Genomic DNA, 22,917 nt, shown 5'->3' with positions numbered 1-22,917 from the left:
GGCGCCATGAGCCGTCCTTTCTGGAGAGAGGGCGGCTCTTGGCATTTTGGGTCCCCGATGTGAGTCATGAGCTCATGGCGATGGCAGGGAGGGGGAAGCGGCGTTGCGAAAACGCAGCCAAAGACCACTGCCATGGCAATGGCGCTCAAATCGCTACCAGGCTTTGATCCAGGCCTTGATCTGCTTGCTCATGTTCCACCTCGAATACTGAGTGGACGCCTCAAGCCCGCATCGCTGCTGGAATGTCAAAAATCTGAACAGCGAATAGAGCGGGTGTACCCAAACGAGCCTGTGAAAAGTACTCTGGGCACATCCTTGGGTACACGGCAAGCGTGCGCTTTGTTGACACTCCATGACACGATTTGCAATGAATAAAGCCCCGGTTTGCGGGGCTTCTGTGGTTTTGCTGACACGCCATGATACGGCGTGAGAGCTTACTCGATGTTTTGAATCTGCTCGCGCATCTGCTCTATCAGCACCTTCAGCTCTACCGAGGCCTGGGTAGTGTCGGTGGACACCGACTTGGAGCCTAGCGTGTTGGCCTCGCGGTTCAGTTCCTGCATCAGGAAATCCAGCCGCTTGCCGGACTGGCCGCCAGACTTGAGGATGCGGCGCACTTCGGAAAGATGGGTGGTCAGGCGCGACAGCTCCTCGTCCACGTCTATCTTTTGCGCGAACAGCGCGAATTCCTGTTTCAGCCTGTCTTCATCCACGCTGCCCAGTGCTTCCTGCAGGCGGCCGGACAGCTTGGCCATGTAGTTCTCCAGGATTTGCGGCAGCTTGGGCTTGATGGCGGCGACGATGGCGTCCATCGCCTCGATGCGCTCGATCAGCACCGCCTTCAGCTTCTCGCCCTCGCGGCCGCGCGAGGCGTTGAAGTCTGCCAGCGCGGTCTGCAGCGCATCCAGGCACAGCTGGTGCAGCACCTCCGGCGCCAGTTCGTTGCTTTTCAGCACGCCAGGCCAGCGCATCAGTTCGCCGACCGACAGGCCTTTGCTTTCGCTGTTCTGCTTTTGCACCTCGCGCGAGACTTCCAGCAGGCGGCTCAGGAAGGCCTGGTTCAATTCCAGCGTCGGCGCGGCGCTGTCCACCTGATTGAGGCCGACGCGGCACTCCAGCTTGCCGCGGGTGACGCGGGCGGCAATCTGCTCGCGCAGCTGCGGTTCGATGATCCGCAGTTCCTCCGGCAGGCGCATCTGGATGTCCAGGTAGCGGTGATTGACGGCGCGGATTTCCAGGCTCAACATCCCGCCAGGGAATTCCCGGGTGGCGGCGGCAAAGCCAGTCATGCTCAATATCATGCGGAGCTCCTGTATCGGTATTTTCGAATGCTGGGCCCGAATTGCTTTGCTAAGCTCAATTCAGGGCCAGTGGACACTATAACAACTGCCATTCGATGACTCAATCCAGCAAGCAGACTCCGCTTCCGGCAGGCTATCGGCTCGCCGAGTACACGATTGTGCGCCAACTGTCGGTGGGTGGCTTCAGCGTTGTTTACCTGGCCTTGGATGATGACGATCGCAAGTTTGCCATCAAGGAATATCTGCCCCGCAATCTGGCGGAGCGCAAGCAGGATTGCGCGATAACGGTGCCGCACGAACTGGATCGCGACGCCTTCAACTTGGGGCTGAAATGCTTTTTTGAGGAGGGCCGGGTGCTATCGGGCATATCCCACCCGGCGGTGGTGAGGGTGAGCAACTTCTTCCGGGCGAACCAGACGGTCTACATGGTGATGGAGTATGCCGACGGCCGCTCGCTCGGGCGGGAGCTGGAGCTGGTTGGCGGGCGGATGGAGGAGAGGCTGATCCGCAAGTGGTTCGCCGCGCTGTTGTCAGGATTGCGCGAGGTGCATAGCCAGCGGCTGCTGCATCTGGACATCAAGCCGGCCAATATCTACCTGCGGCGCAGCGGCGTGCCCTTGCTGCTGGATTTCGGCGCCTCGCGGCAGACGCTGTCGCGCAAGGACAAGCACTTCGCCGCGATGTACACGCCGGGCTTTGCTGCGCCGGAGCAGTACGAGAAAGACCAGCCGCTGGGGCCATGGACCGATATTTACGGGATAGGCGCCTGCCTGTACGTCTGCATGGGAGGCGAGACGCCGCAGGCCGCCAGAGAGCGGCGAGAACAGGATTTGCTGGTGCCGGCCAGCCAGGCTTTCCGTTGCCAGTATTCACGCGAACTGACCACCTTGTGCGACCGTTGCCTGACCCTGGAGCCGAACCTGCGGCCGGCATCGGTGCTGGAGATTCAGAAGATACTGCAGCAGACGGAGTACAGCCAACCGGAGCGCCTGTCAGCGGGAGAGGGCAATCGTCTGGTGGGTTGGATAAAAGGCCTGGCCGGCGGCCGGCATAAAGAGGGACAGGAATGAAGCTTTCTATCTTTCAGGAAAGCCGGGTGGGGGGGCGCAGCTACAATCAGGACCGGTTGGCCATTGCGCATACTCAGGATACGGTGATGTTGGTGATGGCCGACGGCATGGGCGGACACATGCGCGGCGAAGTCGCCGCGCAGATCACGGTGGATCTGCTGTGCGAGTTGTTCTACCAGCAGGCGGCGCCGACGCTCAGCCATCCCAACCGTTTCCTGGTGAACGCCATCAGCTCGGTGCACCAGGTGATTCTGGAATACGCGACCGACCACCGGCTGCCCGACGTGCCCAGCACCACGGTGGTGGTGGCCATTTTGCAGCATGGCTATCTGTATTGGTGCCATGTCGGCGATTCCCGGCTGTATCTGCTGGACGGCGGCGGTCTGCGCCTGCGCTCGCGCGACCATTCCCAAGTGCAGCGGCTGATCGATCAGGGCCTGCTGACCGAGGAGGCCGCCAAAACCCATCCCGAGCGCAACAAGATCTACAACTGCCTGGGCGCGTCGAGCGAGCCGGACATCGACATCGGCGAGCGGCAGGATATCGGACCCGGCTGTTCCATCATGCTTTGTACCGACGGCTTGTGGTCGCAGGTGCAGGATGCGGAGCTGGAAAAGGTGTTCGCCGGCCGCAGCGTCAACCAGGTGATGCCGGCGTTGATCAATGTGGCCGAGCGGCGCGCGGGCAATGGCGGCGACAATTTGTCGGCGGTGGCGGTGACGCTGCTGGAGGACGACTTGGCGCTGGGCGAGCGCGACGACGTTTTGGACACGGAAAAGACGCCGCCGCAGAAGGCGGACAGGCTGATCGTGGAATCCAATCTGGCGACCATGCACCAGGAAATACTGGCCAGCCAGGTGGGCAAGGACAGCTGAGCGCGCGCGGCTGTTATAATCGCCACCGATATTTCTTCCTCCAAAGGCCATCATGCGACCTTCCGAACGTAGTGCCGACGCGATGCGCGTCGTGCGTCTGACCCGCTCCTACACCAAGCATGCCGAAGGTTCGGTGCTGGTGGAGTTCGGCGATACCAAGGTGATCTGCACCGCCAGCGTCGAGGAAACGGTGCCGTCTTTTCTCAAGGGCAAGGGACAGGGCTGGGTGACCGCCGAGTACGGCATGCTGCCGCGCTCCACCGGCAGCCGGATGCGCCGAGAGTCCGCCGCCGGCAAGCAATCCGGCCGCACCCAGGAGATCCAGCGCCTGATCGGCCGCTCGCTGCGCGCGGTGACGGATCTGGCCAAGCTGGGCGAGCGCCAGATCGTCATTGACTGCGACGTGATCCAGGCCGATGGCGGCACCCGCACCGCCAGCATCACCGGCGCCTATGTCGCGCTGGCCGACGCGATCCAGGGGTTGATCGACGCCGGCAAGCTGAGCGCCAACCCGCTGCGCGATCAGGTGGCGGCGGTGTCGGTGGGCGTGTACAAGGGCCTGCCAGTGCTGGATCTGGACTATCTGGAAGACTCGGACTGCGAAACCGACATGAACGTGGTGATGACCGGCAGCGGCCGCTTCGTCGAAGTGCAGGGCACAGCCGAGGGCGAGCCGTTCAGCGAGGAGGAGATGGCGGCGATGCTGGCGCTGGCGCGCAACGGCATTACCGAATTGCTGGAGCATCAGCGGCGGGCATTGAAAGCCTGAAACTAGCTGACTGACATCCGCTGGATGGAGAGAAGCCGCCTTTGGGCGGCTTTTTCATTTTTTGGCCGATTTGGCGATGAAGGCCTGCAGCGCCTGCTGGAACACCGGCGCGGACACGCTCATATTGTCTTCCAGCTTGCGGCGGGCGGCCGGCGGCGCCGAGCTTTGCACCGCGACGATGGTGGCCTGGCCCTTGGCGTCGATGACGAAGATCGGCGAGCCGCTATTGCCTTCCAGCGTGTCGCAGCGATGGGTGAGGCGGCCGTCGCCGCGCAGCGTGGTAGCCTTGCAGCCATGGTGGGCGCGCAGATGGCGCTGGTCGTCCACCGGGTAGCCGCCCTGGGTGATGGTCCAGTTCTGTCTGGCCAGCAGCGTTTTCAATGCCTGGGCGTCGCCGGAAAACACCGGCACCGTGCCCTGGCTGTTTCCCAGCGGCGTGGCCAGCCGCACGAAGGCGAAGTCGCGAGGCGCGATGCGCGGCGGGATGTATAGGCCGTCGCGTTTGCGGATCAGGCCTTTGAGGAAGGCTTTGTCCACCTGCACTTCCTTGATGCGGCTCAGCGCCGTGTATTCGTCGCCCCACAGGCCGACGGTGAAGCTGGTGGCGGGGTCGAAACGGCCCTTCTCGTCGACGAAGCAGTGGCCGGCGGTCAACACCACGTCCGGGGCGACCAGGGTGCCGGTGCAGATGGTGCGGGAACGGGTTTCCAGCTGGCCCACGCTGCGCCAGGGCGCGCGTTCGGGCTTTTCCAGCACGCGGTCGTCCTTGCCGAAGAACAGGATCTTATGCTCTTTGCTGAGCGGAGCGGATTGTGCGAGGGCGGGGATCAGGGCGAGGCAGAGGGCGATACGCGGCAGCTTCATCGTGGTGGCACCTGGAAATGGAAACGGGGCGCCGAAGCGCCCCGTGCAATGCTATGCCGCTGAGTGATCAGCCGGCGTCGGCACTGGAATTACTTGGCAGCGGAAGCGGCCTTCTTCTTACCGGCTTTCTTGGCCGGAGCGGAAGCTTCTTTCTTAGCAGCTTGAGCCTTTTGAGCGGCGGAAGCTTCTTTCTTGGCTACGTGCTTCTTGGCGTGCTTGTGGGCAGCCTTCTTAGCCGGAGCGGAAGCGTCGGCCTTAGCGGCTTGGGCTTTCTGAGCAGCGGAAGCTTCTTTCTTGGCAGCGTGCTTCTTAGCGTGGTGCTTGTGAGCCTTCTTGGCTTTCGGAGCGGAAGCGTCGGCCTTGGCGGCTTGGGCTTTCTGAGCGGAAGCTTCTTTCTTGGCTACGTGCTTCTTGGCCTTCTTGGCCTTCGGAGCGGAAGCGTCGGCCTTGGCGGCTTGGGCTTTTTGAGCAGCGGAAGCTTCTTTCTTGGCAGCGTGCTTCTTAGCGTGGTGCTTGTGAGCCTTCTTGGCCTTCGGAGCGGAAGCGTCGGCCTTAGCGGCTTGGGCTTTCTGAGCGGAGGCTTCTTTCTTGGCTACGTGCTTCTTGGCCTTCTTGGCTTTCGGAGCGGAAGCGTCGGCCTTGGCGGCTTGGGCTTTTTGAGCAGCGGAAGCTTCTTTCTTGGCAGCGTGCTTCTTAGCAGCGTGCTTGTGGGCCTTCTTGGCCTTCGGAGCGGAAGCGTCGGCCTTGGCGGCTTGAGCCTTCTGAGCGGAAGCGTCCTTCTTGGCTACGTGCTTCTTGGCCTTCTTGGCCTTCGGAGCGGAAGCGTCAGCCTTGGCGGCTTGAGCCTTTTGAGCGGAAGCTACTTTTTTCTTTTCGGCCTTCTTGGCCTTGTGGATTGCCGGAGCGGAAGCGGCGGCCTTTTCAGCGGCGAAGCCGTTAGCGGACACCAGGCTGAAAGCAGCGGTCAGGGCGAGCAGAGCCAGCTTTTTCATTTACGAAACTCCTAAGTTTCTTTCGATTGGGTTGAAACGGACCCGAAGAAGTCCTAATTCAGGGCGAATGCTATCGGTGGCAAGATGTAGCGTCTAGGGCAGGCATGTATCTCAATGTTACAAAATGTACATTAGGCTGTCGGCCAGCGAAGCAAAAAGCGCGCGCCGCCCATCGGCGAACTTTCCACCTTGATGCTGCCCCGGTGGGCGCGGGCGATGCCGGCGACGATGGCCAGCCCCAAGCCATGGCCGCCGGTCTTGCGGCCGCGGCTTTCATCCAGGCGGATGAAAGGGTCGAACACCCGCTCGCGGTCTTCCTCCGGGATGCCGGGGCCGTCATCGTCGACGATGATGCAGCATTGCTGCTTGTCGACCAGGATGTGGGTGGCGACGACGGCGTTGGCGTGGCGGCGGGCGTTGGACAGCAAGTTGTCCAGCGCGCGGGTGATCAGGTGTTCGTCGGCGGTGATGGTGAGCTCTTCGCCGGCCGGTTCTATCCAGTGGATTTCCTGTGCCAGCGCGGCCTGGCCGGCGATGCGGTCGCGCGCCCAGGGCAGCGCGTTGAAGCTGCTCAGCGTCAGCGGCGCCTCGGGGCGGTCCAGCCGGGCGTGGAACAACAGTTCCTCCACCAGCTTGTCGATGGCGGTGAGGTCGCGCTCGATGGCTTGCCGCTCCGGCGCTTCTTCATCGCCCTCCAGCAGCGCCAGCCGGTAGCGCAGCCGCGCCAACGGCGTGCGCAGCTCATGGGCGACAGCGTTGGTCAGCGTCTTCTTGCTGTTGATCAGCGCGCCGATATTGTCGGCCATGTGATTGAAGGCGACGCCGAGATGGTGGACGCCCGAATGCGGCGGCAGGTCGACGCGGGCGGACAGGTCGCCGTTGGCCAGCAGGCCGGCGGTGCGCTCCAGCGCCACCAGGTCGCGCCAGTGGGGACGCATCCACAGGAACACCGGAATCGCCAGCGACAGGCCCAAGAGACCCAGCAGCGCGTAGTCGAACCACTTGAGCCGGTGCAGGAAGAACAGGTAGCGCAGCGGGCCGGCCACCAGCAGGTAGTTGCTGTCCTGCAGCTTCTGCAGGAACAGGTATTTGTCCTCCAGCATCACGATTTCGCCGCGGTCGAGCGCCTCTCTCGATTCTTCATCGAGGATGTAGTTGCTCATCTTCTCCACCTTCACGCGGAAGGTGAAGCCGTAGTCGGCGTTGGCCAGGGTCTCGCTCCAGCGGTCTTCCGGCACGCCGCGCAGGTCGGCCTCGATCAGCGACAGCGTGGTGCGCAGCAGGTCAGCCAGATAACGTTCGCCGACGTCGTCGACCGCCTGCTTGTACACCACGCCGACCATCACCACCGCGACCAGGAAGCAGGCCATCAGCAGCAGGTAGAACTGGACGAAAAGGCGGCGCATTCGCGCTTACTCCCAGCCGGACAGCGAGAACAGGTAACCGCGGTTGCGCACGGTCTTGATGCGGAACGGCTCGCTGGGGTTGTCGCCCAGCTTCTTGCGCAGCCGCGAGATGGCGACGTCTATGCTGCGGTCCAGGCCGTCGTAATCGACGCCGCGCATTTCCTTCAGCAGCAGGTCGCGGTTCAGGGTTTCGCCGGCGTGGCTGGCCAGGAGCCACAGCAGGTCGAAGTCGGAGGTGGACAGCGGGATCTTTTCGCCGGCCAGCACCACGTCGCGGCTGACCGGATCGATCGACAGCTGGCCGAACACCGCCTTGCGCGAGCCCTTGGCCGGCTGCGCCTCGGCGGGCTGGGCCGGGCGCAGATTGCGCAGTTGCGCGCGCAGCCGGGCCACCAGCACCGATGGCGGCGTGGTTTTCAGGATGTAGTCGTTGGCGCCCAGCTCCAGGCCCAGGATCTGGTTCATGTCGCTGTCCAGCGAGGTCAGCATGATGATGGGGCCGTCGAACTTGGGCCGCAGCTCGCGGCAGATCGACAGGCCGTCCTTGCCCGGCAGCATGATGTCCAGCAGCACCATGTCCGGCGCTTCGCGGGCGATGGTGTCCAGCGCGGCGTCGCCGCGCGGTTCGATCACCACTTCCATTTCGTGGCGGGACAGGAAATCGCTGATCAGTTCGGCGAGGTCGGCGTCGTCTTCGACGAATACGATGCGATGGGTCATGCGGGTATCCATGCGGTTGATTGGCGGTTTGCCGGCAAGTATCTCGCGCCGGGGGCCGCGGCTCAAGTGCGGACAGCCGCTCAGGCGGGCTCCCGGCCGGGCAGAAACAGCGGATTGAAGCCGATGCGCGCGAAACCGGCCTCGCCGGCCAGCAGGTCCAGCGCCAGGCTGGCCAGGTCGTCGGCGCCGGCCTCCGCGCCGGCGTCCAGCGGCAGGGAAATCTGCTTGAGCGCGCCATGGCATTCGCCGCAGGCTTCCACTTCGCGCGCGCCGCGTTCCTGGTGGGGCTGCTGATGGTCGGGTGGGGCGGGGACATGGCCCTGCGCCGCCAGCGAGTAGTAATGCAGATCCCGGCTGTTGCCGCAGGCCAGGCAGCGCACCCGGCCCACCGGCCAGGCGTGGCTGCACATCGAGCACATCACGTAGCGCTGGGCGTGGCCGCTGTCGCCGCGCAGCAGCAGCGAGGCCAGCGGCAGGCCGCCGCAGCACGGGCAGCGCGTCTCCTGGCTTTGCGGCTCAGGCAGCGGCCGCTGCCGTATGCTGCGGGTGGCCTGAGCCTGCAACGCGGCGCCCAGCAGCGGCAGCGCGGCGAACAAGGGGCCATCGGCCGGATAGTCGCCATTGATCAGACGCTCGGCCAGCCGGCTGAGCGCGGCGGCGTCCAGCGCCAGCAAGGGCACCAACGCGGCCTGAACCGGGGCCGGAAGCTGCGGCTCCAGCGCCTGGGCCAGTTTCTCCAGCGCGGCGCGCGGATCAAGCCGGGACGCGTCGTGCAACGCTTGCTGCTGCTGGCCGATGGCGGCGCACAGCCGCAGAAAATCGGCCATCGCGTGGCCGTCGGCCAGTTGCAGCAGCCGCGCGGCGCGGCGGGCGAAGATGTCGGTCGGCGGCCGCAGCACGGCCAGGCTCATCAGCGGGGCGTCGCCGGCGCGGATCTGCTCGGCGGGGAGGATGGGTTGGGTGGGTGTCATGGTTGAGGTCTAGGTTTGATTTTGACTATGTTCATTAAAATGTAGGCTGCAGGGGGTTGTGTATGTGGGCAGAAAAGACGGCAACAGTGAGACCCGATTTCCCTTTCAGCTCGCGCCGACAAAGAAATGGCTGGCAAGGTTTTAAGACGCCGGTTGTTCGACGCGGCGCGACGGTAGCGCGTACTGCTGAGCGAATCGAAGCTTCGCACGCATGTAGTTCCGGCGGCTCCTTGCCAGCCGTTTTTTTGTCGGGGTTTCGCGGGCTGCAGGGGCGGCCTGGGATCGCCTCTGCGTGCGAATCTTCGATTCGCTCAGCGATGGGGCTGGCCGCTCAGCCCCTGGCCCGTCTGCCGGGCGGAACCGGCATCTACATATCGTCCGCGCAGCGGACACAAAGCCATCCAGTTCCAACATGCTATGCATCTATCCCCGACCCCTTCTCCGCAAGGGGAAAGGGACTTTGAAGGGCGTGAGCCGGTGTCTTTCCATTAAGCTTCGAAAGCTGGGGATAGAGGCACTACTTCTTCCCCGTCATTTCCTTATACCAGCCCGGATGGTGCTTCTTGGCCCAGGCATGGGTGACCACCCCCTCCACCATCGCCCGTATCGTGCCCTTCACCCACAGCGCGGCGTAGACGTGGACGATGATGCTGGCGATCAGAAGGGTGGCGGCCCAGGCATGCAGCAGCAGGGCGAGGCGGATCACCGGGATGGGGAAATAGCCGGAAAAGTACTGGCGCCAGGCGATCAGGCCGGTGACCAGCATGGCGGCCACGCACAGGGTCATGATCCAGAACATCGCCTTCTGGCCGCCGTTGTACTTGCCTACCTCCACCGTCTCATGGCCGCGCAGCACGTCCTTCACCGCCAACATCCACTTGATGTCCTGGCTGTTGATCAGGTTGCGCCGCCAGTAGCGGAAAAACTGGACGAAAAAGCCGACGAACATCAGCACGCCGACGAAGGGGTGCACCATGCGCGTAAGCTGCGGCGTGCCGAACACGCCGGTCAGCCAGAAGAAGGCCGGGTAGAACAGCGCCAGGCCGGACAGCGCCAGCAGCACGAAGCAGATGGCGACGATCCAGTGGTTGATCCGCTCGGCGACGCTGTAGCGTTGCAGCAGTTTTTCCTTCATCGCTTGTCCTCCTCGCGCGTTTCGCTTTCGTCTTCGCCGTCGGCGCGATTGGGGCCGACGCTGATGTAGTGCAGGAAGCCGAACAGGCCGGCGGCGGCGATGCCTATCGTCGCCAGCGGCTTGAGCAAGCCCTTCCACAACTGCACGGTGGGGCTGATCTCGGGGTTGTTCGGCAGGCCGGAATACTGCTCGGGCTTGTCGGCGTGGTGCAGCACGTACATCACGTGGGTGCCGCCGACGCCTTGCGGGTCGTACAGGCCGGCATGCTGATAACCGCGCCGTTGCAGGTCGGCCACCCGTTCCGCCGCCACTTCCTTCATGTCTTCCTTGGAGCCGAACTGGATGGCGCCGGTGGGACAGGTCTTGACGCAGGCAGGCTCCAGGCCGACGGCGACGCGGTCGGAGCACAGCGTGCACTTGTAGGCCTTGTTGTCTTCCTTGCTGATGCGTGGGATGTCGAACGGACAGCCGGCGATGCAGTAGCCGCAGCCTATGCAGTTTTCCTGGTGGAAATCGACGATGCCGTTGCTGTATTGCACGATGGCGCCCGGCGATGGACAGGCTTTCAGACAGCCCGGGTCGGCGCAGTGCATGCAGCCGTCCTTGCGGATCAGCCATTCCAGCTTGCCGTTGCTTTCCTCCTCGGCGAAGCGCATCACCGTCCAGGCCTTGGCGGACAGGTCGGTGGGATTGTCATAGACGCCGATGTTGTGGCCGACTTCCTCGCGGATGTCGTTCCATTCGGAACAGGCCACCTGGCAGGCCTTGCAGCCGATGCAGGTGGAGGTGTCGATCAGCTTGGCCACTTCCAGCGTCTGGCGGACCTTGGGGCTTTCGGTCGGGCTGGCGGAGCGGCGCTTGATATCCAATGATTGCAGTGGCATGGCGGCGGCTCCTTACAGTTTTTCCAGTTTGACCAGGAAGGCCTTGTACTCGGGCGTCTGGGTGTTGCAGTCGCCGACCGCGGGCGGCAGCGAGTTGGTCAGGTAGCCCGGCCGCGCCACGCCTTCCCAGCCCCAGTGCAGCGGGATGCCGATCTGGTGCACGGTCTGGCCGTTGACCTTCAGCGCCATCAGCCGCTTGGTGACCACCGCCTTGGCCTTGACGAAGCCGCGGTTGGAGCTGACCTTGACCATATCGCCCTGGGCGATGCCTTTTTCGCGGGCCAAGGCTTCGCCGATCTCGACGAACTGCTCGGGCTGGGCGATGGCGCTCAACAGCACCGACTTGGTCCAGAACTGGAAGTGCTCGGTCAGCCGGTAAGTGGTCCCGACGTAGGGGAAGTCTTTATGCGTGCCCAGCCGCTGCTTGTCGCTGTCGAACAGCCGCACCGCCGGGCTGGACACCACCTTGGGGTGCAGCGGATTGGTGCCGATCGGGCTTTCCATCGGCTCGTAGTGCTCGGGGAAGGGGCCGTCCACCAGCTTGTCGGCGCAGAACAGCCGGCCCACGCCCTCGGGGTTCATGATGAAGGGCATCATGCCGGAATCCGGCGCGGCGTCGGCCTTGAAGTCCGGCACGTCGCCGCCCACCCATTTGTCGCCGTTCCAGCTGATCAGCTTGCGCGCGGGGTCCCACGGCTTGCCGGACGGATCGCAGGAGGCGCGGTTGTACAGGATGCGGCGGTTGGCCGGCCACGACCACGACCAGCCCGGCGTGTTGCCGAGGCCGGTGTCGGTATTGTCGCGGCGCGCCATCTGGTTGCCGGCCTGAGGCCAGCAGCCGGAGAAGATCCAACAGGCGCAGGCGGTGCGGCCGTCGTCCTGCAGCACGGCGAAGCCGGGAATCTGCTCGCCCTTCTTCACCAAGGTCTTGCTGGGGTCGGCCGGGTCCGGCAGGTCGGCCAGCGCCTTGCCGTTCATCTCCATCGCCAGCTCGCTCGGCGTCGGAGCCTTCGGGTCGCGGTAGTTCCAGTTCACTTTCAGGATCGGTTCGGCCAGCTTGCCGCCTTCCTTGCGGTAGAGGTCGCGGATGGCGACGAACAATTCGCCGATGATCTCGTTGTCGCCTCTGGCTTCGCCCGGCGGCTGGGCGCCTTTCCAGTGCCATTGCAGCCAGCGCGCGGAGTTGACGATGGAGCCGTCCTCTTCGGCGAAACAGGTGGACGGCAGCCGGAACACCGTGGTCTGGATCTTGGCCGGGTCGACGTCGTGCGCCTCGCCGTGGTTTTGCCAGAAGGTGGAGGTCTCGGTGGCGATCGGGTCGATGATCACCATGTACTTGAGCTTGGAGAAGGCCTCGGTCACCTTGGCGGCGTCAGGGAAGCTGGCCAGCGGGTTGAAGCCCTGCACGATGAAGCCGTTCATCTTGCCCTGGTACATCAGCTCGGCCATGTGCAGCACGTCGTACATCTTGTCCCACTTGGGCAGCCAGTCGTAGCCCCAGTCGTTGTCCTTGCTCGCGTTGTCGCCCCACATCCATTTCATCAGGCTGACGAAGAACTTGGGCGTGTTGCTCCAGTAGTTGAACTGGTTCGCCTGCAGGGTCTTGGGCGTGGTCTTGGCGAGATAGGTGGCCAGGTCGGGATGGTCGGCTTCGCTCGGCAGCGTCAGGTAGCCGGGCAGGCTGGTGGACAAGAGGCCCAGGTCGGACAGGCCCTGGATGTTGGAGTGGCCGCGCAGCGCGTTGACGCCGCCGCCGGGCATGCCGATATTGCCGAGCAAGAGCTGGATCATCGCCATGGTGCGGATGTTCTGCGAGCCGGTGGTGTGCTGGGTCCAGCCCAGCGCGTACAGGATGGTGCCGGCCTTGTCGGGGCGGGCGGTCTCGCCCAGTTCCTTGCACACCTGCAAAAAGCCGTCCACCGGCGTGCCGCAGATGTTGTTGACCACTTCCGGCGTGTAGCGCGCGTAATGCTGCTTCAACAACTGCCAGACGCAGCGCGGGTGTTGCAGCGTGGGGTCGGTCTTGGCGTAGCCGTCGTCGCCCAGCTCATAGTTCCAGCTGCTCTTGTCGTACTTGCCCTTGGCGGCGTCGTAGCCGGAGAACAGGCCTTCGTCGAAGCGGTAGTCGTCGCGGACGATCAGCGCGGCGTTGGTGTAGGCCTTGACGTAGTCCCAGTGGATCTTGTCGTTCTTGATCAGCCAGTTGATCACGCCGCCCAGGAAGGCGATGTCGGAGCCGACGCGGATGGGGAGATACAGGTCGGACACCGAGGCGGTGCGGTTGTAGCGCGGATCGACCACGATCAGCCGCGTGCCGCGGGTCTTTTTCGCCTCGATCGCCCATTTGAAGCCCACTGGGTGGGCCTCGGCGGCGTTGCCGCCCATCACCAGGATGAAGTCGGCGTTCTTGATGTCCACCCAGCTGTTGGTCATCGCGCCGCGGCCGAAGGTGGAGGCCAGCGCCGACACTGTCGGACCGTGGCAGACGCGGGCCTGGGCGTCGGTGGCGACGATGCCCAGGCTGCGGATGAATTTCTGCGAGATGATGCCGGTTTCGTTGGAGCCGGCCGACGCGGTCAGCATCGCGGTGGACAGCCAGCGGTTGATCGGCACGCCGGCGGCGTTTTTTTCTGCGATATGCGCGTCGCGGTCGTCCTTCATCAGCCGGGCGATGCGGGAAATCGCCTCGTCCCAGCTGACGCGCTTCCACTCGCCGCTGCCGGCCTCGCGCACTTCGGGGTATTTCAGCCGCTTGGGGCTGTGGATGAAATCGAGCAGGCCGGCGCCCTTGGGACAGAGCGAGCCGCGGCTGACCGGATGGTCCGGATCGCCCTCGATATGGTAGATCTCGCCGTGCGTGTTCTTGGCGCCGTCGCCCAGTCCGTACAGGATCAGGCCGCAGCCGACGGAGCAGTAGGTACAGGTGTTGCGGGTTTCGCGCGCGCCCATCAGCTTGAACTGCCTCACTTCGGCCAAGGCCAACTGTGGCGCGAAGCCCATGGCGACCAGGCTGGATGCGCCCAGCTGCGCGGCGGTCAGCTTGAACAGCTGGCGTCGAGTGACTTGCATCGTCTTTCCTCCAGAGTACCCGCGCTACCGGAGGCGAACGGATAAACCAAATGGATTTTATTTATGAATCTTTATTCTTTTATGCTACTCCGATGAAGGGGTAATGACCACCTTATTGACATGGCTTTTGCGGGGCAAGCCGGAACCCAGGGCGGGGAGGCTGCGCGATGAACGGCGCGAATGGAACCAAACCGCTGCGGCAAACCGGCAGGCGGCGGGGCGATCCCCCGCCGGCCCGTCCTGTTATTTGTAGCAGTTTTATTGCTATTTGCAGTTTATTGATTAGAACTATTTATCGGGCGAATCGGCAAGCCAGCCTCCGCCCAGCGCCTTGAGCAGGCCGACGCTGGCTGTCAGCTGGCCGCCGCGCAGCTGCGCCAGCGTCCGTTGCGCCGCCAACTGACTCTGGCGAGAGGCCGCCAGCGCCAGCGCGCTGTCCAGGCCTTCGCGGTAGCGCAGCTGGCTGACGGCGTAAGCCTTGTCCTGGTTGCGCGCCGCCTCGTCCTGCTGGCGGCGCGCGGCGTCCAGTCCGTGCAAGGCGTTCAGCGCGTCCTGCGCCTCCTGCACCGCCTGCAGCACGGTCTGGCGATAACTGGCCAGCGCGGCGCGGTAGCCGGCCTCGGCGTAGTCGACGCCGGCGCGGGTCTTGCCGTTGTCGAACAAGGTTTGCGTCGCCTGCAGGCCGATGCCCCAGATCAGCGCCGGCGTGGAGAACAGATTGGCGAGGCTGGTCGATTCGTTGCCGATATAGGCCGGCGCCAGCGTCAGCTGCGGGAAGTAGGCTGTCTTGGCGACGCCGATCTGGGCATTGGCGGCGGCCATCGCCCGCTCGGCGGAAGCGATGTCGGGACGTCGCTGCAAGAGATCGCTGGGCGCGCCGGCCGGCAAAGCGGGCAAGGCGGCGGGCAGTTGTCCGGGAGCGAGCCGGAACGAGGCGGCCGGTACGCCGCTGAGCGTGGCCAGCAGGTCCTCGCCGGCGCGGCGCTGGTTGAGCAGCAATTCGCGCTGGGCCCGGTTGGCGGCCACGGAAGCCGCCTGCTGCGCTTCGTCGCCGGCGGAGGCCAGGCCCGCCCGGTGGCGGATGCGGGTCAGCTCCAGCACGCGCTGCTGAGCGTCCAGGATGCCGTCCAGCAGCCGGATTTCCTCGTCCTCTTGGCGCAGCTGCAGGTAGGCGCTGGCCAACTGGGCGGTCAGCAGCAGCTCGACGTTGGCGCGGTCGGCGGCAGCCTGCTCGGCGCCGGCGCGCGCGCTTTCGATGTCGCGCCGCACCCGGCCCAGCCAGTCGATCTCGTAGCTGACGCTGAGCATGGGTTTCAGATCGCTCTGCACCGTGCCGCTGTTGCCGGCGCCGTAGGCGGACTGGGGCCGATCGGCTGAGACGCGGCTGCGCGAGGCCGCCGCGCCCAGGCTGACGGCGGGCAACGCGGCGGCGCCGTGGACGCGGCTTTGCGCCTGGGCCTGGTCCAGCTTGGCCAGCGCCAGTTGCAGCGTCGGGCTGCGGGCCAGGGCGTCGGCCTCCAGCCGGTTCAAGTCCTCGTCGCCGAATATCCGCCACCAGTCGCGCTTGGGCAGAGCATCGGCGGGCGCGGCCGGCAGCCAGCCGGCGTCGCTTTTCCATTGCGCCGGCAATTCGCTGGCGGGGCGCTGGTAGTCGGGACCGACGGCGCAGCCGCTCAAGGCGGCGGCGATCAGCAGAGAGAGCGCGCGCATCGGCTTACTCTCCCTTGGCCGGGGCCACGACGCTGACCGGCTGGCCGTCGTTGATCGAATCCGGCGGATTGACGATCACTCGGTCGTTCGGCTTCAGGCCGGCGCGGATTTCCACTTCGTGGCCGTAGTCGGTGCCGACGGCCACCGCTTGCAGATGGACCTTGCCGTCGGCGCCGGCCAGCGCCACCCGGCTGCCCTTGGCGCCGAACTGTAGGGTGTTGGTGGGCAGGGTCAGGCTGTCGCCGGCGGGCAGCTTGAACGAGGCGTCGACATACTGGCCGGGCATCAGGCCGTGGTCGGCGTTGGCCACCGTCACCTCCACCTGCAGCGTGCGGGTGGCCGGGTCGATGGCGCCGGCGGTGCGCGCCACCTTGCCTTTGACCGGCTGGCCTGGCGCTTCCTGGCGTACGATGTCCACGGTCTGGCCGACGCGGATGGCGGCCGCGCGCGATTGCGGCACGTAGGCGTACAGATGCAGCTTGTCGATCTGCGCGGTGGCGAACAGCGCCTGCGCGCTGCCGCCGTTGCCGGCGTTGACCAGGCTGCCGGTGTCGATGTTGCGGCGGGTGACGATGCCGTCGAACGGCGCGACGACGCGGGCGAAGTCCTGCTGGTCGCGCAGCCGCTTCAACTCGGCCTCGGTCTGCCGGTAGGCGGCCTGCTTCTCGTCGAATTCCTGCTGCGACACCGCGTCCTGCGCGCGCAGCGCCTTCCAGCGCAGGTAGGCGGTTTTGGCCAGGCCGAAATTGGCTTGGGCTTCCTGCACCTGCTTGTCGATGTCGGGGATGTCCAGCTCGGCCAGCAGCTCGCCCTTCCTCACTGGCTGGCCGATGTCCTTGTACCAGCGTTTGATGTAGCCGTTGGTGCGGGCGTAGATCTGCGCCTCGGCCATGCCTTGCAGCGTGGCGGGCAGTGTCAGCATGGCTTCGCCGTGCCCCTGGCGCGGCGTGACCACGCTGACGGTGAGCACCGCGTGGCGGGCGGCTTCGCGGGCCAGCGTCTCGGCGTCGGCGTGGCGGACCAGCAGCGTGCGGCCAAGGCCGATCAGCAGCAGCGCGACGGCGACGATGGCGGCGACGCGCGCCTTGCGCACCACCGCGCCGCGGCGGGTGTGGTGCAGGTGGAGTTCGGGCAGGCCCTGGCGGTCATGGCGTGGGTCGGTCATTTCAAGCGTCCTGTGCGGGAGCCGCGGGGGCATCGGCCGCGTGTTGTTTGCGTTGCGCCAGGTAGCGGTGGAAGCTGGCGAACACCACCGGTACGAACAGCAGGGTGGATAGGGTGGCGAACAGAAGGCCGCCGATCACGGCGCGGCCGAGCGGGGCGTTCTGCTCCGAGCCTTCGCCGATGCCGATGGCCATCGGGATCATGCCGATGATCATCGCCAGCGCCGTCATCAGCACCGGCCGCAGCCGGGTGGCGCCGGCCTCCAGCGCCGCCGACAGCGGCGGCAGGCCGTCCTGCAGCCGATGCCGAGCGAACGACACCACCAGGATGCTGTTGGCGGTGGCCACGCCCATGGTCATGATGGCGCCGGTCAGCGCCGGCACCGACAGATCGGTGCCGGTGACGATCAGCATCCAGGCGATGCCGGCCAGCGCCGCCGGCAGCGCGCTGATGATGATGAAGGGGTCCAGCCAGGACTGGAAATTCACCACGATCAGCAGGTAGACCAGCACGATGGCGCCGAGAATGCCGACGCCGAGGCCGATGTAGGACGAGCGCATCGTCTCCACCTGGCCGCGCAGCGCGACATGGCTGCCTTTGGGCAGATGAGCCTCTTCCTCGTTGATCACCTTCTGGATGGCCGAGGCCACCGAGCCCAGGTCGCGGCCGCGCGCGCTGGCGTAGATGTCGATAGACGGCAGGATGTTGTAGCGGGTGACGATGGCGGCTTCGCGGCCCGGGCTGGTTTGCACCAGATTGCCCAGCGTCTGCTCGCCGGCGCCGCGGCTGCCCGGCGCGTTGATCGGCAGCTGCAGCAGTTGGTCCATGCTGCCGATCCGGTACTGCGGCGCCTGCGCCTGCAGATTGTAGACGATGCTGTTGGCCGGATTGAGCCAGAACGCCGGCTGGGTCTGCTGGCTGCCGGATAGCGGCAGCAGCAGGTTCTGTGCGACGTCGAACGGCGCGATGCCCATGCCCTGCAAACGGGCGCGGTCCATGTTCAGCTTGATTGCCGGCGCGTCCAGCCGCTGGTGCACATGGACGTCGGCGGCGCCGGGAATCGCCTTGATCCGGGAGAGCAGGCGGCCGGCGAAAGCGGCGTTGTCGGCGTAGTTCTTGCCGAAAATCTGCACGTCGATGGCAGCCGGCGAGCCGAAATTCAGGATCTGGGTGATGATGTCGGCGGGCTGGAAGAAGAATTCCACGCCGGGGAAGCGGCGCTCCAACCTGGCCGGCAGCGCGGCGATGTAGTCGGCGCTCGGCTGGTGGCCGGGTTTCAGCGAGATCAGCACGTCGGTATCCAGCGTGCCGATGGTGCCGGAGTTGCTGTACGACAGGTTGATGCCGCTATAGGGCAGGCCGATGTTGTCGATGATGGAGTCCAGCTCGCCCGGCGGGATCGCCTTGCGGATCTCGGCGTCCACCTGGTCGGCCAGAACGGCGGTGTCCTCGATCCGGGTGCCGGTGGGCGCGCGCACGTGCAGCTTGATCTGGCCGGTGTCCACCTCGGGGAACAGGTCGCGGCCCAGCAGCAGATACAAGCCGCAGGAGGCCAGGCAGAAGCCGAGAAAGACCGAGATGAAGCCCTTGCGGTGCGTCAGCAGGTGGCTGAGCAGGTGCACGTAGAGTTCGCGCAGCCGTTCGAAGCGGGCGTTGAAGCCCTGGTGCACGCGATGTATCCACGCCGACACGCGGCCGTCGTGGTGGCGATGGCCCATCAGCAGCAGCGCCAGCGTCGGCACCAGCGTCCGCGACAGCACGTAGGAGGCCAGCATCGCGAACACCACCGCCTCGGCCATCGGCACGAACAGGTAGCGCGCCACGCCTTCCAGGAAGAACATCGGCACGAATACGATGCAGATGCACAGCGTGGAGACGAAGGCTGGAATGGCGATCTCGCCGGCGCCGTCCAGAATGGCGGTGTACAGCGGCGAGCCCATGTGCAGATGGCGCTCGATGTTCTCGATGGTCACCGTGGCGTCGTCCACCAGGATCCCCACCGCCAGCGCCAGGCCGCCCAGCGTCATCACATTGATGGTTTCGCCTATCATGTGCAGCGCGACGATGGACGAGAAGATCGACAGCGGGATGGAGACGGCGATGATGGAGGTGGTGCGCCAGTTGCCGAGGAACAGCAGCAGCATCACCGCGGTCAGCACCGCGGCCACCAGCGCTTCGTGGATCACGCCCTCCACCGCCGTCTTGACGAAGATGGACTGGTCGGCCAGCAGGCTGACGCGCAGGTCCTTGGGCAGCAGCGGCAGCAGGCCGGGCAGTTTGTCCTTCAGATGGTTGACCACGTCCAGCGTCGACGCGCCGCCGTTCTTGTAGATGGACATCATCAGGCCGCGCTGGCCGTTCTGCTTGACGATATTGGTCTGCGGCGAGAAGCCGTCGCGCACGTGCGCCACTTCGCGCAGGAAGACCGTGGCGCCGTTGGCCGACCGCACCGGGATGTCGTTCAGCCCGGCGATGGTGTCCGGCGAGCCGTTCAGCTCGACGTTGTACTCGGTGCCGCCGATCTTGGCGGTGCCGGACGGCAGCGCCAGGTTCTGGCTGTTGACCGCGTTGATCACGTCGGCCGGCGTCAGGCCCTTGGCGGCGATGGCGCGGGTGTCCAGGTCCACCGACAGCAGCCTCACCTTGCCGCCGTAGGGGTAGGGAATGGCGATGCCGGGTATCGTCACCAGCTGGGGCCTGAGCGTGTTGATGGCGGCGTCGAACACGTCCTGTTCCGACATCGATTTGCTGGCCATGCCTATCTGGATCACCGGCACGCTGGAGGCGGTGTATTTGATGACCAGCGGCGGCGTGGCGCCGGGCGGCATCTGCTTGACCACCGCTTGCGACACCGACACCACTTGGGCGATGGCGGTCTGGATGTTGACGTTGGGCTGGAAGAAGATCTTGATGATGGCGATGCCGGCCAGCGACTGCGACTCAATATGCTCGATGTCGTTGACGGTGGTGGTCAGCACCCGCTCATGGGTCTGGGTGATGCGGTCGGCCATCTGCTGCGGCGCCAGGCCGCCGTAGCCCCAGATCACGCTGATCACCGGGATGTCGATTTCCGGCAGCACGTCGACCGGCGTGCGCATGATCGCCAGCGGGGTGGCCAGCAGGATGACGATGGCCATCACGATGAAGGTATAGGGCCGTTTCAGGGCCGTTTCGACGATCCACATATTGGACGGTGCGTCCTCTCTTCAGATTGCCGCGCCCGGGCGGCGGATTTCCGGCGCGAAGGTCCCGGTCCGGGCGGCTCGGCGGCGCGGTTGTTGCGATCCGAGCCATGCCTTGTTGCAGCTTATGCCAGCTTGAAGGCGTTCTGTGGGCGGATCGTGCTTGGTTGCGATCGGGTTTTGTTAATGAGTGATGCGAGGCCGACGCGCGCAGCGCGCTGGCATATTCGCCGCGTTCAAGCAGGATTAACTGGCCAAGCAGCCATGGCGTTGACACTTTTCGGCCGGGTAGTAAAAAAATAATCTACTTTACTATTTTAGCCAGTAGAAACCCCGCCGCGCGCAGAGCGGGGCGGGGTTGGAGACGGGGGAAAGCGCGCTCAGGCGTGGTGCTTGCGCGCGTAGCTGTTGAGCGAAACCACCCGGGTCTTGCCGATGCGGTGGCGGTAGATCTCGCGCAGGTAGCACACCGCTTTCTGCACGTGCTCGCGGGTCAGCCGGATGTCGTTGATCGACACGAATTTCTTGCTGTCGCGGATCAGCTCGCGGTACTTCTTCTCGTACATCGGCTTGATCGCGAACCAGTTGGTGTCGAGGATCTTGGCCGGGTTCTCGTACTCGTTCAACAAGCGCTCCAGCACCGTCTCGTCGAAGGTGTCGGCGGTGATCAGGTCCAGGATCACGTTGTCCAGGCTGTCGTCGAAGCGGTGGTTGCCGTGGGCGAAGCAGCGCTTGATGTAGGCGACGATCAGCGTCAGGAAGTCGTCGCTCAGGCAGGGGCTCTTGGCCACCAGCGTGGTCAGCGACAGGTTGGTGGACGCGCCGATCACCAGCGCGTAGCGCTTCAGCGTGGTGCTGGGGAACAGGTCGTTCAGGTGGCGCTTCAGCCGGTTCAGGTCCAGGTAGGACAGCTTGTAGCCTTTGGGCAGCGACAGGATGGCCACTACCGACGAGCAGTTCTGGAAGAAGAACAGCTGGTTCAGCTTGTCCGCCGAGTAGCCGGACTGCTTGTAGTCGGCCAGCGCCGCGCGATAGTTGGCTGATTCGATCGGCAGCAGGCTGATGCCCTCTATCGCCTGGGTCTGCTGGTTGAAGTGCGGCAGGTCGATCGAACGGTAGAACAGGTCGTCGATGTCCAGTTTGTTGACGAAGCCGTCCGAGCCCAGCGGATCGGACACCACCGATTCGGCGTAAGCCACCGCCACCGGGCCGGCCAGGCTCATGAACAGGTCGTTGGCGTCCAGCCGTATCGTCTCGCCCATGTCGATGCCGGCGCGCAGGAAGTAGTTCTCGTCGTAGTCGCTGGTGACGGCCTGCGCGGTCAGGATGTTGAAGATTTGCTGCGAGATGTACTGGTTGGCGTGGCGCTCCATCGCGTTGACGTCGAGATGCTCGATGTTGCCGCCTTCGCTCTCCTCGGCGTAGCGCATGATGTCGTTGGAGATCAGCATCATCGCGTTCCACGGCCGGATGCGGCGCATCACGCTCTCGGCGCCGGCCTCTTCGTTGTCGAAGTTGTAGGAGAAGTCCCACTCCTCGGACAGGTATTTGCACAGCAGCCGGCCGGCGTTGATGTGCAGCGCTTCCGAGCCCTCGGCGTGCTGGCCGGAGATGTTGGGCAGGATGCAGATGCCGCTGGTGAAGATGGGCTCGAACACGAAGCCGTAGTCGTCGCCCTGATCCCCCTTGCCCTCGTTGCGGGTTTCGAAGGTCTTGCTCATGTAGGCGTACTGCTGGGCCAGGCCGAACTCGGACGCCATGCCCGAGCCGGTGCCGCCGCCCGCGCTGAAGATGTAGAAATACAGCCGCGACTGGTTGGCCTTGATGCCGCAGGAGTCCACCAGGTAGGAGTGGATCAGCGTCCAGTCCGGGTCGGAGAAGCTCAGCGTGTCCTTGTTGAGGATGATCTTGGCCAGGTACTGGCCCAGGATGGGCGCATTGCCGGCGCCGCCGGCGTGGACCTCGGCCAGGTCCATGATCTTCAGCTTGTTGTAGTTGTTGATGAAGTCTCCCTGCTCGCCGCGGCGGGAGAAGCGGATGCGGCCCTTGATGTCCTTGTCCAGGTCGCCCAGCATCACCATCGGCTCGATCAGGAAGGCCGGCTTGGCCTCCTTGTGCTGCGACAGCAGGTTGCGGCGTATCCAGCGCCGCGGCCGTTGCTCCTGCTCGGGCGCGCTCTTGTCGTCCTGGTTGAACTCGTTCAGGTAGAACTTGCGCGCGTTGTACACCAGGGTGGCCACGTCCAGCGCGATATTGGAGCCGCAACGGCCCAGGCCGATCAGGCAGACCGAGGGGAAGGGCTTTTCCGGCGGGCCGATCTGGCCGTCTTCGGCATCGCGGGTGAAGGCCATGCCGCGCAGCGTGTCCAGATGCTGCAGGATGCGGTTGGTGTCGTGCTCGATGAAGTATTGATACAACCCGTTCTGGCCGCGTTCGTTGAGGTTGAGCAACTGGCGCGTGGTGGCTGCCTGCGGGGTGGCGGGAGCCGGCTCGTCGGGGGTTGTCGGGGGATTCGAGGACTGGTCGTACATAGATTGCATGATCATCCATTCTCTCTTCAAGGTTACCCTTGGTACGGGCGGTCGGGCCGGAGCGGCCGGCCGTTCCTGTCAGCAGCGTGCTTATGGTGTTTTGGTGTTATTCACATTCCATTGTCAGGTCCAATTGGCATTTTGACCACTAAATTCTGTGTAATGGATGGTGGGGGAAAGGCAAGGTGCGGCTAACTTGCCGCAATGGCGGGGCGTTGACGGGGGGCGGAAAGAAAAACGCCGCCCGGGAGGGCGGCGCGGAGGGATGCGGCGT

At 64.8% G+C, this 22,917-nt stretch carries 16 protein-coding genes; 3 read left to right on the top strand and 13 right to left on the bottom strand.

What is annotated here, in order from left to right:
* Positions 1-434: 434 nt before the first annotated feature.
* Positions 435-1,301: a YicC/YloC family endoribonuclease gene (locus tag BKX93_RS10075; protein WP_070979679.1), complete on the bottom strand. Its 867-nt coding sequence runs from the start codon at positions 1,299-1,301 to the stop codon at positions 435-437.
* A gap of 95 nt (positions 1,302-1,396) precedes the next feature.
* On the opposite strand from BKX93_RS10075, the gene BKX93_RS10070 reads away from it, so the two are divergent.
* From BKX93_RS10070 to rph, 3 genes are read left to right on the top strand one after another with little or no spacing between them, the layout of a single operon-like run.
* Positions 1,397-2,371, top strand: a complete 975-nt coding sequence (locus tag BKX93_RS10070; RefSeq protein WP_046168353.1) for a serine/threonine protein kinase — start codon at positions 1,397-1,399, stop codon at positions 2,369-2,371.
* A complete protein-coding gene (locus BKX93_RS10065; RefSeq protein ID WP_070979677.1) occupies positions 2,368-3,246 on the top strand; it encodes a PP2C family protein-serine/threonine phosphatase in 879 nt (292 codons plus the stop codon). The genes BKX93_RS10070 and BKX93_RS10065 overlap by 4 nt, the downstream gene beginning before the upstream one ends.
* Positions 3,247-3,298: 52 nt before the next feature.
* Positions 3,299-4,015: a ribonuclease PH gene (gene rph / locus BKX93_RS10060; RefSeq protein ID WP_046159134.1), complete on the top strand. Its 717-nt coding sequence runs from the start codon at positions 3,299-3,301 to the stop codon at positions 4,013-4,015.
* 54 nt (positions 4,016-4,069) lie between these two features.
* Here the strand turns inward: rph and BKX93_RS10055 are convergent, their stop codons facing one another.
* The 12 genes from BKX93_RS10055 to BKX93_RS10000 all read right to left on the bottom strand — a co-directional run bounded on the left by BKX93_RS10055 (position 4,070) and on the right by BKX93_RS10000 (position 22,658).
* The gene (locus BKX93_RS10055; RefSeq protein ID WP_070979676.1) at positions 4,070-4,879 is read right to left on the bottom strand and encodes a trypsin-like serine peptidase; all 810 of its coding nucleotides are present in this window, start codon (positions 4,877-4,879) and stop codon (positions 4,070-4,072) included.
* 89 nt (positions 4,880-4,968) lie between these two features.
* The gene (locus BKX93_RS10050) at positions 4,969-5,871 is read right to left on the bottom strand and encodes a hypothetical protein (RefSeq protein ID WP_070979674.1); all 903 of its coding nucleotides are present in this window, start codon (positions 5,869-5,871) and stop codon (positions 4,969-4,971) included.
* A 131-nt stretch (positions 5,872-6,002) separates the two neighbouring features.
* Positions 6,003-7,277 carry a two-component system sensor histidine kinase RstB gene (gene rstB, locus BKX93_RS10045; protein WP_031295477.1) on the bottom strand — a complete coding sequence of 425 codons (1,275 nt, stop codon included), beginning with the start codon at positions 7,275-7,277 and terminating at the stop codon, positions 6,003-6,005.
* 6 nt (positions 7,278-7,283) lie between these two features.
* A complete protein-coding gene (gene rstA, locus BKX93_RS10040; protein WP_046155599.1) occupies positions 7,284-7,997 on the bottom strand; it encodes a two-component system response regulator RstA in 714 nt (237 codons plus the stop codon).
* 80 nt (positions 7,998-8,077) lie between these two features.
* A complete protein-coding gene (fdhE, locus tag BKX93_RS10035) occupies positions 8,078-8,968 on the bottom strand; it encodes a formate dehydrogenase accessory protein FdhE domain-containing protein (RefSeq protein ID WP_070979672.1) in 891 nt (296 codons plus the stop codon).
* 517 nt (positions 8,969-9,485) lie between these two features.
* Complete coding sequence (locus BKX93_RS10030; protein ID WP_070979670.1) at positions 9,486-10,103, bottom strand: formate dehydrogenase subunit gamma; 618 nt, start codon at positions 10,101-10,103, stop codon at positions 9,486-9,488.
* On the bottom strand, positions 10,100-10,987 hold the full coding sequence (fdxH, locus tag BKX93_RS10025; RefSeq protein WP_046155596.1) for a formate dehydrogenase subunit beta: 888 nt from the start codon (positions 10,985-10,987) through the stop codon (positions 10,100-10,102). The genes BKX93_RS10030 and fdxH overlap by 4 nt, the downstream gene beginning before the upstream one ends.
* A 12-nt stretch (positions 10,988-10,999) precedes the next feature.
* Complete coding sequence (gene fdnG, locus BKX93_RS10020) at positions 11,000-14,056, bottom strand: formate dehydrogenase-N subunit alpha (RefSeq protein ID WP_082107299.1); 3,057 nt, start codon at positions 14,054-14,056, stop codon at positions 11,000-11,002.
* A gap of 288 nt (positions 14,057-14,344) precedes the next feature.
* Complete coding sequence (locus BKX93_RS10015) at positions 14,345-15,766, bottom strand: efflux transporter outer membrane subunit (protein ID WP_070979669.1); 1,422 nt, start codon at positions 15,764-15,766, stop codon at positions 14,345-14,347.
* Positions 15,767-15,770: 4 nt separating this feature from the next.
* Positions 15,771-16,931 (bottom strand): efflux RND transporter periplasmic adaptor subunit, encoded by a 1,161-nt coding sequence (locus BKX93_RS10010; RefSeq protein ID WP_046168358.1) that lies wholly within the window; start codon positions 16,929-16,931, stop codon positions 15,771-15,773.
* Between the two features lies 1 nt (position 16,932).
* Positions 16,933-20,115 carry an efflux RND transporter permease subunit gene (locus tag BKX93_RS10005; RefSeq protein WP_070979667.1) on the bottom strand — a complete coding sequence of 1,061 codons (3,183 nt, stop codon included), beginning with the start codon at positions 20,113-20,115 and terminating at the stop codon, positions 16,933-16,935.
* Between the two features lie 377 nt (positions 20,116-20,492).
* The gene (locus BKX93_RS10000; RefSeq protein WP_046168360.1) at positions 20,493-22,658 is read right to left on the bottom strand and encodes a hypothetical protein; all 2,166 of its coding nucleotides are present in this window, start codon (positions 22,656-22,658) and stop codon (positions 20,493-20,495) included.
* Positions 22,659-22,917: the final 259 nt, after the last annotated feature.

The sequence above is a fragment of the Chromobacterium vaccinii genome (assembly GCF_001855275.1).
In the GTDB taxonomy this organism is placed as follows: domain Bacteria; phylum Pseudomonadota; class Gammaproteobacteria; order Burkholderiales; family Chromobacteriaceae; genus Chromobacterium; species Chromobacterium vaccinii.
Note: the sequence above shows the minus strand (reverse complement) of the source record. Positions and strands in the feature narration are given on the sequence as shown.

Excerpts from the sequence above, each read along its gene's own strand:
- rph (WP_046159134.1), top strand. The coding sequence starts at position 3,299 with ATGCGACCTTCCGAACGTAGTGCCGACGCGATGCGCGTCGTGCGTCTG.
- BKX93_RS10005 (WP_070979667.1), bottom strand. The coding sequence starts at position 20,115 with ATGTGGATCGTCGAAACGGCCCTGAAACGGCCCTATACCTTCATCGTG.
- BKX93_RS10070 (WP_046168353.1), top strand. The coding sequence starts at position 1,397 with ATGACTCAATCCAGCAAGCAGACTCCGCTTCCGGCAGGCTATCGGCTC.
- fdnG (WP_082107299.1), bottom strand. The coding sequence starts at position 14,056 with ATGCAAGTCACTCGACGCCAGCTGTTCAAGCTGACCGCCGCGCAGCTG.
- BKX93_RS10015 (WP_070979669.1), bottom strand. The coding sequence starts at position 15,766 with ATGCGCGCGCTCTCTCTGCTGATCGCCGCCGCCTTGAGCGGCTGCGCC.
- fdxH (WP_046155596.1), bottom strand. The coding sequence starts at position 10,987 with ATGCCACTGCAATCATTGGATATCAAGCGCCGCTCCGCCAGCCCGACC.
- BKX93_RS10065 (WP_070979677.1), top strand. The coding sequence starts at position 2,368 with ATGAAGCTTTCTATCTTTCAGGAAAGCCGGGTGGGGGGGCGCAGCTAC.
- BKX93_RS10050 (WP_070979674.1), bottom strand. The coding sequence starts at position 5,871 with ATGAAAAAGCTGGCTCTGCTCGCCCTGACCGCTGCTTTCAGCCTGGTG.
- BKX93_RS10030 (WP_070979670.1), bottom strand. The coding sequence starts at position 10,103 with ATGAAGGAAAAACTGCTGCAACGCTACAGCGTCGCCGAGCGGATCAAC.
- rstA (WP_046155599.1), bottom strand. The coding sequence starts at position 7,997 with ATGACCCATCGCATCGTATTCGTCGAAGACGACGCCGACCTCGCCGAA.
- fdhE (WP_070979672.1), bottom strand. The coding sequence starts at position 8,968 with ATGACACCCACCCAACCCATCCTCCCCGCCGAGCAGATCCGCGCCGGC.
- BKX93_RS10075 (WP_070979679.1), bottom strand. The coding sequence starts at position 1,301 with ATGATATTGAGCATGACTGGCTTTGCCGCCGCCACCCGGGAATTCCCT.
- BKX93_RS10010 (WP_046168358.1), bottom strand. The coding sequence starts at position 16,931 with ATGACCGACCCACGCCATGACCGCCAGGGCCTGCCCGAACTCCACCTG.
- BKX93_RS10055 (WP_070979676.1), bottom strand. The coding sequence starts at position 4,879 with ATGAAGCTGCCGCGTATCGCCCTCTGCCTCGCCCTGATCCCCGCCCTC.
- rstB (WP_031295477.1), bottom strand. The coding sequence starts at position 7,277 with ATGCGCCGCCTTTTCGTCCAGTTCTACCTGCTGCTGATGGCCTGCTTC.
- BKX93_RS10000 (WP_046168360.1), bottom strand. The coding sequence starts at position 22,658 with ATGATCATGCAATCTATGTACGACCAGTCCTCGAATCCCCCGACAACC.